The 13,592-nt window shown below is 34.4% G+C and carries 11 protein-coding genes and 1 pseudogene; 3 read left to right on the top strand and 9 right to left on the bottom strand.

Features of this window, described 5'->3' with window-relative positions; all coding sequences use genetic code 11:
• Positions 1-148 precede the first annotated feature (148 nt).
• The 3 genes from ABH960_RS03445 to ABH960_RS03455 form a co-directional block, all read right to left on the bottom strand.
• A complete protein-coding gene (locus ABH960_RS03445; protein WP_002085679.1) occupies positions 149-1,462 on the bottom strand; it encodes a hemolysin family protein in 1,314 nt (437 codons plus the stop codon).
• Positions 1,463-2,141: 679 nt separating this feature from the next.
• Positions 2,142-3,578 (bottom strand): YcdB/YcdC domain-containing protein, encoded by a 1,437-nt coding sequence (locus ABH960_RS03450; protein WP_404443322.1) that lies wholly within the window; start codon positions 3,576-3,578, stop codon positions 2,142-2,144.
• Between the two features lie 242 nt (positions 3,579-3,820).
• On the bottom strand, positions 3,821-4,027 hold the full coding sequence (locus ABH960_RS03455) for a tyrosine-type recombinase/integrase (protein ID WP_404442799.1): 207 nt from the start codon (positions 4,025-4,027) through the stop codon (positions 3,821-3,823).
• Between the two features lie 208 nt (positions 4,028-4,235).
• Between ABH960_RS03455 and ABH960_RS03460 the strand changes: the two genes are divergently transcribed.
• Entirely contained in the window at positions 4,236-4,559 is a 324-nt protein-coding gene (locus ABH960_RS03460; RefSeq protein WP_002116589.1) for a hypothetical protein, read from the top strand.
• 119 nt (positions 4,560-4,678) lie between these two features.
• On the opposite strand, the gene ABH960_RS03465 is transcribed toward ABH960_RS03460, so the two are convergent.
• Positions 4,679-5,125, bottom strand: coding sequence for a putative iron-sulfur cluster-binding metallochaperone (locus ABH960_RS03465; RefSeq protein ID WP_404442802.1), 447 nt, complete (start codon positions 5,123-5,125; stop codon positions 4,679-4,681).
• 29 nt (positions 5,126-5,154) lie between these two features.
• A pseudogene (gene merR, locus ABH960_RS03470) lies at positions 5,155-5,559 on the bottom strand (Hg(II)-responsive transcriptional regulator).
• A 222-nt stretch (positions 5,560-5,781) separates the two neighbouring features.
• On the opposite strand from merR, the gene ABH960_RS03475 reads away from it, so the two are divergent.
• A complete protein-coding gene (locus tag ABH960_RS03475; RefSeq protein ID WP_219302231.1) occupies positions 5,782-6,519 on the top strand; it encodes a ZIP family metal transporter in 738 nt (245 codons plus the stop codon).
• A gap of 82 nt (positions 6,520-6,601) precedes the next feature.
• Positions 6,602-8,302 (top strand): pyruvate oxidase, encoded by a 1,701-nt coding sequence (locus ABH960_RS03480; protein ID WP_404442806.1) that lies wholly within the window; start codon positions 6,602-6,604, stop codon positions 8,300-8,302.
• A 45-nt stretch (positions 8,303-8,347) separates the two neighbouring features.
• On the opposite strand, the gene ABH960_RS03485 is transcribed toward ABH960_RS03480, so the two are convergent.
• From ABH960_RS03485 to ABH960_RS03500, 4 genes are all read right to left on the bottom strand, one after another.
• On the bottom strand, positions 8,348-9,352 hold the full coding sequence (locus ABH960_RS03485; protein ID WP_016092643.1) for an ABC transporter permease subunit: 1,005 nt from the start codon (positions 9,350-9,352) through the stop codon (positions 8,348-8,350).
• Between the two features lies 1 nt (position 9,353).
• On the bottom strand, positions 9,354-10,220 hold the full coding sequence (locus ABH960_RS03490; RefSeq protein WP_002141702.1) for an ABC transporter permease subunit: 867 nt from the start codon (positions 10,218-10,220) through the stop codon (positions 9,354-9,356).
• 224 nt (positions 10,221-10,444) lie between these two features.
• Positions 10,445-11,476 carry an alpha/beta fold hydrolase gene (locus tag ABH960_RS03495; RefSeq protein ID WP_404442811.1) on the bottom strand — a complete coding sequence of 344 codons (1,032 nt, stop codon included), beginning with the start codon at positions 11,474-11,476 and terminating at the stop codon, positions 10,445-10,447.
• 232 nt (positions 11,477-11,708) lie between these two features.
• Positions 11,709-13,592, bottom strand: a complete 1,884-nt coding sequence (locus ABH960_RS03500; RefSeq protein WP_404442814.1) for an ABC transporter permease — start codon at positions 13,590-13,592, stop codon at positions 11,709-11,711.

Below are 13,592 nucleotides of genomic sequence, written 5' to 3' on the forward strand. Positions count from 1 at the left end.
ATTTTACAATATCGAAGGAGTGTTGAACCATGAATGCAAAGGAAACAATCCTGCCCTATTTCGGTAATGTGTTAACAGGTAAAGAGTTGATCAATCAATGAATTTAATGAGGAGGGCTACCATGTTATCAGCTGAATAAAAGCAGCAACTATACAGTTGCTGCTTCCAACATTTCTTTTTGTATTTCAACACGTTTGATTTGGTGAGGGTCTTTAGAAAGAATTTTAAATACATATCCTTCGCTATTTACTGTTTGCCCTTCTTGGATATCATAATTCTGCATCAGAATCCAACCACCAATCGTGTCAACATCACTATCATTCATATGTAATCCTAGTAAATCATTTAATTCGCTAATTAATACTTTACCTTCTACGACAACATGACCTTCATTCATTTGCTGGATGGGCGGACGCTCATCTTCATCATATTCATCACGGATTTCTCCTACAATCTCTTCCAGAATATCCTCAATGGTTACAATACCAGCCGTACCGCCGTATTCATCATATAAGACAGCCAACGGAATACGTTTCTTTTGCATTTGTAGTAAAAGATTATGTATTGGTATGGTCTCAATTACTTCAATTACTGGACGCGTATACGATTGAATAGAATTGAATTCTTTTGTTTCCTTATTCATATAACGAATAAAGAAGTCTTTCACATTCACCATGCCAATGATTTCATCTTTATCTTCCCCAAATACTGGGTAACGTGTATACTTTTCATCACGGATTATTTTCATATGGTCTGCTAAAGAATTATCTACATGTAGCCCTATAATTTCTGTACGGGGGACCATGATTTCTTTCGCAATACGATTATCAAATTCAAAAATATTATTTACATATTTGTATTCAGCTTGATTAATTTCTCCACGTTCATAACTTTCAGAAAGAATCAATCGTAATTCTTCTTCTGTATGTGCTACATCATGCTCTGATGCAGGCTTTAAGCCGAACATTCCTGTTATCATCCTTGCAGAGCCATTTAACAAGCGAATAAACGGATACATGATTTTGTAGAACCAGATAAGCGGAGCCGAAAGTAATAAAGTAACCTTCTCAGCCTTTTGAATCGCGAATGTTTTTGGTGCTAATTCACCAACTACAACATGTAAGTACGTCATAATAGTAAAAGCAATTCCTAAAGATAATACACCTGCAATGGAAGGATTGATGTTCCACTTATCAAATAAAGGATGTAAAAGTCTCTCAATCGTTGGTTCACCTAGTGCCCCGAGTCCCATTGCTGTAACTGTAATCCCTAATTGACAAGCTGACAAATACTCATCCAAGTTTGATGTCACTTTCTTCGCTGCCAGCGCACCCTTCTTTCCTTCTAATACAAATTGATCAATCTTTGATCCTCTTACTTTTACAATAGCAAACTCAATTGCTACGAAAAATGCAGTACATGCGATTAAAACCACTACCATGATTAAATTAAATATGTCCAACTAATTCCCTTAGCTTCCTTGAAACTAAAGGATTCACCTCCTGATATATTTTCTCTTTCCAGACCTACTTCATACACATTGACATGAGATTGTATAAAATCTACATTCTCAAAATGATGAGGGGTACTCTGAGAAAATCGAGGTCATTTAGCCACCTATCCGAGTCAACATCTGAGTCCAATACATTTCCACCGCCTTGATTAAATTATCTATATGTTAGCATGAGAAATAAATCCCAGTCAACGTTAACATTTGAAATACCCTGAAAATTAAACAAAGAACTTCTCTCCCCTGTTTCCTAAGATTTCTTAATGCTTGTACCAAACACTATAACATCCTCTTCGCTTCCACTAACTATAAGACCCTTTAGGCTTTTGCCTAACCGCCATTTATCTCCCCCTACTCATTGGTCCATTTCCTACCCATCCCTTGGGGTCGGAGCTGTTCAAGATTGATCAAAATGGATTCAACTTTTGCGATTAATTATTTAGCTTTTATAAAAAAAGTTTGATCATTTTCTGTCTGTATTGTTCAACAATCGCGCCCTTTAATGGAATAACTATCTTAAAATCACTTAATCCTTAATTAACTATAGATTTAGTTGAATAAGAAAAAATAGTTGTAGTTTGGTTAGTTAATTTTGTCCCTTTGAACCTGTGCAATTTGACGTCATCACATGTTATTTATCTATATTGGAAATAACTGCTCCAGTCATGGCATCAATGTACTGGATGGAGGTCCTGGAATGACGATCACACGCTCGATAAACAAGGATATAGGATTCTGTTTCACTATCATAATTTTTTTTCCAAGCTAATTCAAAGTCCAAATGATTGATAAATATTTCACCTGCTTCTTTTTTTGAAATAACCGGTTCAACAGGGATTTGGCTCAATTGTTCCATATCAAAACGCGGTCCACTATAATGATCAACCTGCCCTGTTTGACGATTAACAACAACCATAACTAATTCAAGTTGAATTGGTATACCATGGCCGTTATGCATATGGAATGTAAATGATTCTTTCATTGAAGAATCATCCTCTTCTTCCTCGTTTTCTCCAGCAATCAGTTGTAAATACCGATAATAATCTGGAACAATCATTTGTAAAAACGCAATGGCTTTTTGATAACATGCCTCACGACTAAGTCTAAGATCACCACTTCGTTCATTAAACCACATAAAGCCTCTGATTTTACCAGTTTTCTTTGAAATGAAGGCTTTAACTGTATCTTCTGACTGTCTTTTGAAAAAGCCATTTATAGATAAATCCGCTTCCTTCATCTCCCAGTCTCGATTACGCCACACTATGCCCGTTTCTTCTCCCATATCTACTTCACGAATGACTTCCATCCTCTCGGTAATACCAATGATATCTTCAATAGATAAATCTTTTCGTACGGTCGTACTCGAAGGAGGAGTAAGCAAGACATATGTTTGCGGAGCGTCTTCGTCATGTATAATCGTTAACGTTGGTTTCAAAACGTCAGCTTTATATTTCATAAAAAATTGCTCAGGTTCGTACACAAGACGGAGTCCATCTACTGCTACATCATGAGTAGCAGTAGACAACTTTGCAATTGTCAGTTGAAAATTAAGTCTATTTTGTACGTGTTCAACCAGTTTTTCTTTTGAAATCAACATTTTTGGAATAACAAGAATCCTTTTTACACCTTTATATGTAAAGTTAACAATATTCCCCGCGAGGTCTATATCAATATAACAACCAGCATGTTCTAATGGTAAGTCCATAACGATTTGTTCATAGTAAAAACGGTCTGCACAAGTAATTTTTTTTGTTTTATAGTATGTTAAATCTTTTAATGCTTCAGGATAATTGCTAAGTAAGAATTGTTCGGCACATTCTCTTTTTCCCTCTATATTTAAAGGAATCACATCTGAATTTTTATCGTTATTATCAATTGTTAAACCAATCAAATTACCAGATAAATCTAGATTAACAGTAATACCCTCATCTTGTTCTTCGTTTGTCCATGAAAAAATAGCCTCGCCTTCTCCATTCTCTCGCTCAACATACTCCTCTATGAGAGGTTGAAAATGACTAGGAATTTGGACCATCGATATTGCACGTTTCTTTAATTCTTCTCTTAGCAAGCAAGCCACCTCTGTATTTTTGATATTTCTTTCTCTTTCTCAACTATTTTAATTTTACATTACTTAAAAGAATTGATATATTTTCTTGCATTTTCCTGCTCCTTTGAATAACGTCAGTATAATAACTACTTCGAAACTTTTTCAAGAAATTCCTGCATATTCCATTAAGTGGCCCAATTCAAAAAGATACGTCTTTATATATGCACGCCTCGATTTTGATTAAAGATTAATTTCAGTAGCTTTCAAAAATATTCACTATAAAAATCGTGTCTCAGCTTTCCGCTCAGCTGAGCATATATTCTCGTGGTTTCACTCTTCTCATGACCAAGTAAGCTTTGTATTACTTCAAGTGGCGCACCGTTGTTAATCATATGTGTAGCATAGCTGTGACGTAATTGATGAGGATGAATACTCTTTTTAATCCCGGCACGGCACGATTCGATATACATTTGAATTGTTTCGTTCCAATCGACTGCAAAATGAACGAATACGTTTCTCCCTGTCTCACCAGATTTCTTGGATTTAAAGCCATTTTCCCTTTTAGGGTGATATAGTCCTTAAGATCTTGTTAAACCTGTGCAATTACGGTTGGAATTTCATTCTGTTTGACACATATCCCCAGGCTCTCTGGACACGATAAAAGATGAGGTGACTGACATGAAGGATAAAATATTAGAATTAGTACCAGGATCGGTAAAAAAATTACTCCAGAAAAAAGTTAAAGATGGAAACCGATGCCTCATTGATTTGGTTGTGGATGATGCAACTGCTTATGGATTTGAACCGGAGCAAGTAGTCCCCTGTATCATGGCGGGTTATTATGTTTATGAATCCACCACCTATCCCAGTGAAATGGAGGAAGAATGGAAGCTGAACTTGGTTTTTCATGCGGCCAATCGCTCGGCAATGAAGCTTCTGTCTTATGGGAAGTATAAAGCGAAACAATCTGAAAGTGGATGGATGAGATATACAAATCCATAAGGTTTACTTAACATACACTAACTAGCTTGGTGAGCATGGAGCACCGTCACATACCCATCAACTTAAGATTTTGAAATACCCCCAAATATTTTGGTAAAAAAAAACAACATTTAGGTTCCTTATGACATTGTTGTAACATTGCCTAAACAACAACTACCTTGTGGATTGTTTACTTCACAACCACATCGGTTTTCTCTTATGTTTTCGCGAATATGCTCTACTGGATTAGGAGTAATTCCATTTTCCACATATTGTTTAATTTTTTCTTTTGTCCAATCAAAACAATAACAAATTGGTGTAGTTGCTGAGTCATCTTTTTGATGTACAACTACCTTTATGGCAGATACAAAGTATTTTTTATTATTCGTATCAAAATAGACTACATCACAATCTTCGTTTGAACAAAAATAGTGATTTTCTTTAACATTTAATGTTTCTAATGCAGATGGTTTAAGCAATGATTTTAATGTAATCAACTTTACATTCTTAGCTTTATTTTTACATGATGGACAATGACCATTATTTTCAATTTTTATTCCTTTAAGGTTACTACAACAATCTTCCATTATTCTTCCACCTTTACAATTTATTATTTTTATAAATATTCTTCTGCTTTCTTTTCTGAATCCATTAAAGTTTCGATAATAGGACATTCGTAAATATCTTTGCTTTCGGACATCTTTCCTTAAGGTCTATCAACAGTTGTTTAATTTTTTTAAGGTCTTGAATTTTACGTTGGATGTCCTCTAATTTAAGAACAGTGAAATCATATATGTCACCGCACTTTGCTTCATTGCGATCGACACCCCCCTAGCAATTTGTCAATTTCATTTAAGGTAAACCCCAATTCCTGCGTCCGTTTTATGAAATTCAAACGATCGACCATTTGTAGGGAATACATTCGGTATCCTTTTTCGGTACGATTAGGCTCTGGAATTAAGCCTAATCGTTCATAGTATCGAATGATCTCCTTGTTAAAGCGACATCTGTTTCGTTGTATCTGAAATGATCGATTATATGTATAAAATAGAAACAGTTGTTAACTATGCTCTAATTTACTACTTCTTCGTAATACTATCTTTTATTACATCCATTTAAATTCAATATATAAATTATAACGAGTTGATAGATTTTTCTCTATAATCAAACACAATTATTTGGACTAATCTTCCTCCCCCATTAGTAAGCTGAAAACACGGGGATAGAATTGGAGTGTGATGATATGGAACGTTTATGGATTCCTATAATCGTTACGTTTTTTTCGTTCGGTGGATTACTATTAGGAGGTGCTGTTGGAGTAGCAACACGCCAACTAATTGAAGAAAAGATGCATCGCTTATACGCATTATGTGGTGGGATTTTGCTTGGGCTTTTATCACTTGAAATTATTCCTGAAACATTTTCAAGCTATGAAATAATTGGGCCTATGCTCGGTATAGCTATCGGTATTTTAGTTATGAGCTTATTAGATAACTATTGTCATCATCCGATTATACATAAGAAAGATCAACAAGCATGGCAAACCTTCCTTTTTCTTTCTTTCGCTATATTCATTCATAATATGCCGAGTGGATTTGCGTTAGGAACAGCGTTTATAAATCATAATGACTCTGCCATTCCTTTCTTACTTGCGATTGTCATTCACCATATTCCAGAAGGGTTAGCTTTAATTATTCCATTTCTTTTTACAAAACATAAATACATTTCATTTTTATTAACAACTTTATTACTTTCTCTCATCCTAGGGACCGGTACTGTTTTTGGCATTATGATGGACGGGAAAGCTCTCCATTTACAAGGACTTATTATGGGAAGCGCAATTGGTTCTCTTGGCTATGTCACAATTCACGAAATGCTTTGGAAAGCAAAAAAACAGCTACCTTTCCTTCCGTTTCTATCGTGGTCTATTAGTGGATTTTTACTAATAATAGCCTTCACTCTTTTCACTGGACATCATTAAAACAAATAAGTTATATCATTTGTATATTTTCCCTTTTTCTCCAAAACATAATAGTATCTACCTATTATAAGGAGGAACGATTATGTTTGGAAAAACAGCCGGTGAAGCATTAGTGGATCTTTTAATTGACTGGGGTGTAGAACACATATATGGTATGCCTGGAGATTCCATTAATTCTATTATTGAAGCTTTAAGAAAAAAACAAGATAAAATTAAATTTATTCAAGTTCGCCATGAAGAAGCTGGTGCGTTAGCAGCGGCAGCCTATGCGAAATTAACAGGAAAACTTGGTGTTTGTATGGCTATTGCAGGACCTGGAGCTATTCATTTATTAAATGGTTTATATGATGCGAAACTTGATCAAGCTCCCGTATTAGCAATTTCAGGACAAGTCGAAAGTGATTTACTCGGAACGGATTTTTTCCAAGAAGTAAACTTAGAAAGAATGTTTGATGATGTCGCGGTTTATAACCAACGAATAATGTCAGCTGAACAGTTACCTACTGTAGTTAATCAAGCGATTCGAATGGCATATACAAAAAAAGGTGTCTCTGTTCTTACAATTCCAGATGATGTTCCAAAATTTGAAGTGAAAAATGGTGCGCGCATTACAAACTCTTCCTTTACATTACCAGAAATATTTCCGCAAGAAGAAGATTTAGCTGTAGCGAAACTCGCACTTAATGAAGCGAAAAAACCTGTTATTTTAGCCGGAAAAGGAGCTAAACATGCGAGAGATTCTTTACTTGCATTTGCAGAACATATCGGTGCTCCAATCGTACTTACATTACCAGCTAAAGGGATTGTTCCTGATGAACACCCTCTTTGTATCGGTGGATTAGGATTAATCGGGACGAAACCTTCTTATGAAGCAATGAAACATGCAGATACTTTAATTATGGTTGGTACTTCTTATCCGTTCACTGGTTTCTTGCCCGAAAAAGCAAAAACACTTCATATTGATACAGACCCTGCACAAATCGGGAAACGTTATACGACAGATATCGGCTTAGCTGGTGATGCTGATAAAACATTAAAATGGTTAATTGAAAATGTAGAAAAACACGAGGATCATTCCTTCTTAGAGCATCATCAAGAAATGATGAAAAAGTGGGAAGAAAAATTACACACTCAAGAAGAAGATTCTTCTACTCCAATTAAACCACAACGAGTTATGCATGCACTGCAGAAAGTAGCAGAAGATGACGCAATTCTTTCAGTCGATGTCGGAAATGTAACAGTATGGACTGCAAGGCACTTCCGTATGACAAACCAGAAATTTATCATTTCTAGTTGGCTTGCAACACTTGGCTGCGGTTTACCTGGTGCACTTGCTGGACAAATTGCTTTCCCGGATAAACAAGTGTTTGCAGTTTGTGGTGACGGCGGATTTGGAATGACAATGAATGATTTCGTAACAGCTGTTAAATATAAACTATCAATCGTTGTCATTGTATTAAACAATAATAAAATTGCTATGATTAAATTCGAACAAGAAGTTATGGGGAATATTGAATTTGGTACAGACTTAACGAATCCTGATTTCGCAAAATACGCAGAGGCGTGCGGTGGTATTGGATACCGTGTAGAACATTTAGATGACTTACTTCCTGCCTTTGAAAATGCGGTAAAACAAAGTAAACCATGCATTATTGATGTAGTTGTAGATGTAAATGAAGCACCAATGCCAGCAAAAATCACATTTGGTCAAGCAGCTGGTTATACGAAACATATGATAAAAGAATTATTTGAAGAAGGTAAGATTGATTTACCACCACTTTAAACAAAAAAAGATAGCTGAAAACAATTTGTCTTCAGCTATCTTTCTTTATTTTTGTACCTCTTTATAGAAAGAAAAATCATTCATAGTAGGTTGTACTTGCTTCTCTACTTTCACTTCTTTATCCTTCCTCTTCGGCATTCTTACATTTCCTAGTTTAATCGCATCTTGCATACTATTACTAATAAGATTTCCTGACAAAATTGTCATACTATAAAAAGCAATCGGAATAAGTACAATCCATGTATGAGTAGTTAAGTGACGGAAGTTTTGACCAATTAGGCCAGTCCATTCCTTTGTTACACTATCTGCATCTATAGCGCCAAAAATTATTGTTCCGCCAAAAAATAATTCCAACAAACCAAGATGCAAGAGGAGTAATAAAGTACTTACAAATTGCTGGGCTACTAATAAAAGAAATGATGGTAACATATGCGGCCATACATGGCGTTTCAACCTCTGCCACTTACTTCCGCCGAGCACAGTGGCCGCCAACATAAATTCTTCTTTCTTAATACGCTTGACTTCTTGCGCTACATACAACATAACTGTCGGTACTGCAAGACATGCAAGAACTATAATTTGAAACGCAACTCGCAAATGAAACGGAGCAGCTGCCTCTCCACTGTCGAACATTAAAACTCCCCTTAATATAAAATAGGAAATCATAACCATTGGTACAATGCTGAATGGGTCAAAAAAGGACGAAATAATTGGAAAAGAACGCCGACTATACATACCGAGAAGTAAGCCTATGCCCCCTCCAATAATTACTCGTAAAATCGCTATAATTAAACTCGCACCAACCGTCCATTTCGCTCCCTCTATTATTAGTTGAAAAAGATCGCGGCCTTTCGCATCACTTCCGAACCAAAATTTACTCGATGGTGAAAACGGAGCAACCTCTAATTCTCCTTTTGCGTTATACATCATCGTTAGTTCACGAATATTCCCATCGAAAAACAACGTATTCCCAATACTAACAATCATAAGGACACTTAAAAAGGTTACACCAAACCAAAACCTTACATCTTTTTTAACAACTTGCCACATATTACGCACGCTCCTTTATAACATTTTGCAAAAGCGTATGTAATAAACGAAACAAGATAAAAATCGGTACATATAATATAATTAAACTTACTGTGAAAATTTCTATGTTCGAATGTTCTTTTACAAATACAAACATTCCATATGTGTTAAAAATCCATTCAATAATATATAAATTGGATAGCATAAATAAAATATTTGTTTTCGCATAATAAACTGTCGTCAATAAAACATTTCTTGAAATATGATGTGTCAAAATATGCCGTAAGCTTAACCCTTTACTCTTGGCAAACATACTATAATCTTTCTCTAATTCTTCTCTGAACCTTAATAACAAAAGTTTAATAAACAATAACGTTGTTGGTATTGTAAGACATATAATCGGTAACAAACGTACTCTTTCTTCCCCTAATCCAGCCAGTTTGATTGGCATAAACCCTGTTTTTTGAAAAATAATTACGACAAGAAGTTGCGATAATAAAATAAGTAAAATATCTGGTATGCTCTCAAGGGTAAGAAAAATCCCATTCCATATTCTTTGTTTCATATGAGTTCGCTGCAGTACAAAAACAACAAGTACATACGCTATACATAAAGAAAGTAAAAATGCTGAAAGAAATACTATCATCGTTTCAATATAATGGATCCAAATTTGCGGAAATAATTTTCTCGGCGCTTGAAAACCATATGTAATTTCAGTTGGGTGAAGTACTTTCTCACCAACATATATAATTGCATTCCAAAAACCGATTAAATCAATTTGTAATCCCTTAAATAACCGAGGGAGCGCACCTAGACAGATTATACATAAGATTGCAGCAAATAATTGTAAACAAGTAACCCCACACCACTTACCAATTCGAATGAACATAACTATTACCCCTTCTATTTAAATGAATATTCAGAAACTAAAACTATATATAGTACCTATATCTTTTAATAAAATAACTCCTCTCTCGACAAAACATATCGATTCTCGTCATTTCTCTGAAGTTGTATTATATCTTTCGACTATTATCCAACATTTTCCTTCTTGATCGATTATATACTATAAAAAAGCACTTATTTTTAAAATAAGTGCTTTTTTATTTAATTTCATTTTACGAATGTATCACACAACCACTCATAAAACTTTTCCTTCTCTTCAAATTGAGGGTAATGTGCTGAGTTTTCAAAAGCTATAAATTCTTTTTGATTCTCTTCAATCCTATCAAAATACTGTTTAGCTGCATGAAATGAAGTATTATAGTCATATTTACCCATAAGAAAATAAAGCGGTAACTTCAGTTTAGTTACTTTAGTAGGTAATGGATTCTTTAAGTCTTTTTCTAATAAGACAGTTTGAGAGTGTGATAATCCAACGTTATAACGAATTACATCTAACAAGTTATATTCATTACTGAATAACATCCCCATGTTATCACCATCTGGATTTTCAATGAGTCTTGATGTTCCACCATATTTCGCAACATAATTTCGCGGGGTATATGTATCACCATTTTTAATTTTTTCAGTTAACCCTTTTAAATGTGAAACCTCATCCGCATTCCCAGCATTTTGTGCCTGTTCAATAACGTAGTTTAAACTATCCATCTCACTTTCTACTGTATCGCTCATCTGTCCAATGCCAATATATGCTTCATATTTTTCAGGAGCTTTGTTGGCAGCCTGTATTCCAATATATGTACCATAAGAATGGCCTATTAAAATTACTTTTTCTTTGCCTAGACGTTTTGAAACGTAATCCGTCATAGCTAATAAATCCTCCACGAGTAGATCTGATGAAAGGTTAGAATAGTCTTCAAAGAAATGATACGATTTTCCACTTGCTCTTTGATCGTAATTGACAACCGTGAATTTCTCTTCCAATAAGTCTTCGTATTTTTGAGCATATGGTATTTCCGAAGAACCTGGTCCACCATGTACAAAGATAATAACTGGATTACTCTTATCTTTGCCGCGTATCATAATTTCATGACCAGTTCCATTTATCTCTACTTGTTCTAATGTACTTATACTGTTCTTTCCCTTTATTTGTGAGGTCCATGTAGGAAATACCAACGCTATGATTAGTAATAGTATAGTAATGACTCCGATAAGTTTTATTAATTTTTTTATCTTCCTCATACAACGTTTCCTTTCCTTTAAATTTATAAAAATATCAATTCCATCTAAATTTGTTTGTACATTATTAGTCTCCCATACACTTCTTAACTTTCCACTACATAAACCCTTAACATTTCCTTAATTTTCTATATATTCATTACAGAAAGACTTGAAAACATCTCGCATACACGTATTTATGTATCACAAACACAGAAAAAGCCCTTGTTTTCATAACAAGGACTCAATTGTTTTCCTATTTCGCTATCTTTTCTTTCGGCATTACCATACCTTTATAAAGTTGGACAGTAATCCAATAATAAATGAAATAAATTACTATGAAGATTCCTATTGGCATCCACACTTTTACAAATGGGTCAACTAATATGAAGCTGAATAAGTTAAGCCCTACTAACACGTGGGAAATTCCAATAATTGCTGGGAAGATAAATAAATATGAGATTTCTTTATATATACTTTTTGTTAACATACTACGTCTCACACCGATTTTCCGTAACATTTCATAACGGCGTACATCACGAGAAGCTCCTGTTAATATTTTGAACATAAGAGAACTCGCCATCATTGCTAAAAACGCAATTCCAAGGAAAAATCCCATAAACATTGTTCCGCTCATGAAACTGTTCATAAATTGATAAATTGTCATTTTCGTAAATAAGTCTACTTTTGTACCTGTTGTTTTTTCAATTTGTTCTTTTTGCCTCTTATCAATTTCTGTCAATAACGGTTTATATTTTTTCATATCATCTACTTTTGCTAATGTTACAGTATGTTCTGTTCCTTGAATTCCTTTGTAATGCTCTTCATCTGCAATTCTTACCGGTTTTCCGTTAAACTGATTATGTGTAATTTGTATCTCTCTTACAACCGCATCTTCCCAATCTTTTGGCATACGAGGAAGCTTATTCGCTACTTCAGGAGCTTCCAAAGCAGAATAGACAGGTTCAGTTAAAGGTGCAGCCACACGTTTACGAGCAGGTTCTTTTAAAGTCTTTGTATCAAAATGATCTGAAATAAGTGGTGGTTTTTCAGTTAAGTCGTTACGTAAATAATAAACCGCTTCTCCATCTACTTTATACTTATACTTGCTTTCTTCAACAATTTCCATTTCTTTTAATGCCGCTTTATCTTGTTCATTTGGATCATGAATTACGACATCATATACACGTGAGAAGTCTGTCATAATGCCCACATTCTTTTGAAACGCCATACCTGCTGTCATTGCACCTGCACCTAATGCAATTAACATCGCTACAGTGCCTAGTACTCTCGATAAACTAGTTACTCGAAAACGTAACTGTGCATAAGTAAAACTATTTAATCCCGTTTCATTTCGTTTTTTATTTCCCTTAATTTTCATTACAAAAAGTGGGAGCAACGAGCTAAAAATGAAATACGTTCCTACTGTCGTAACAATTGTCGCTATTATAAATCCTAGTTCAGCAAACATTTTTATATTCACCATAAAATAATATCCTGTACTTACTAGCAATACACCTAGTACTGTCATAATAACAGTGCGAATCTTACTTTTCTTCACCTCATCTTGCGTTTCATCTTCACGTATTAACTCTAATTCTGTTTTACGTAATAATCGGAAACTATTCATTAAACCAGTAATGAAAAATAATATTAAGAAGAAAATAGATGTAACTAATATAGCTGGTGTGTACACAGATGCGTAATTACCTTTTGCTGAAATTTCCATTCCATTCATTAAAAAATTTCCTGCTACACTAGCAAGTACTATTCCTACTAAAATACCGATAATAATACTGACAATACCCATACCAAAAGTCTCAATAAATAATAATTGCGCTACTTTTTTCTTTTTAGCTCCAAGCATCATGTACATACCGAGTTCTTTTCTTCTTAATGTAAGTAAAAAAGAATTGGCATATATGATGTAAAAAACTGTAATGAAAGAAAGCAATATTGCACCAACCCAGAAGACGAGCCTAATACTACTAATGAGACTATTATCTTTTGTAAATTCACTATTCATCGCCATCGTTTGGAACATGTAAAAAATACTAATACTAATGACTAGACCAATAAGTAACACCATATAATCCTTTAACATTTTTTTCATACTATGACGTGATAATTTGAATAACAT

This window comes from Bacillus sp. RC252, assembly GCF_044909215.1.
GTDB classification, from domain to species: domain Bacteria; phylum Bacillota; class Bacilli; order Bacillales; family Bacillaceae_G; genus Bacillus_A; species Bacillus_A mycoides.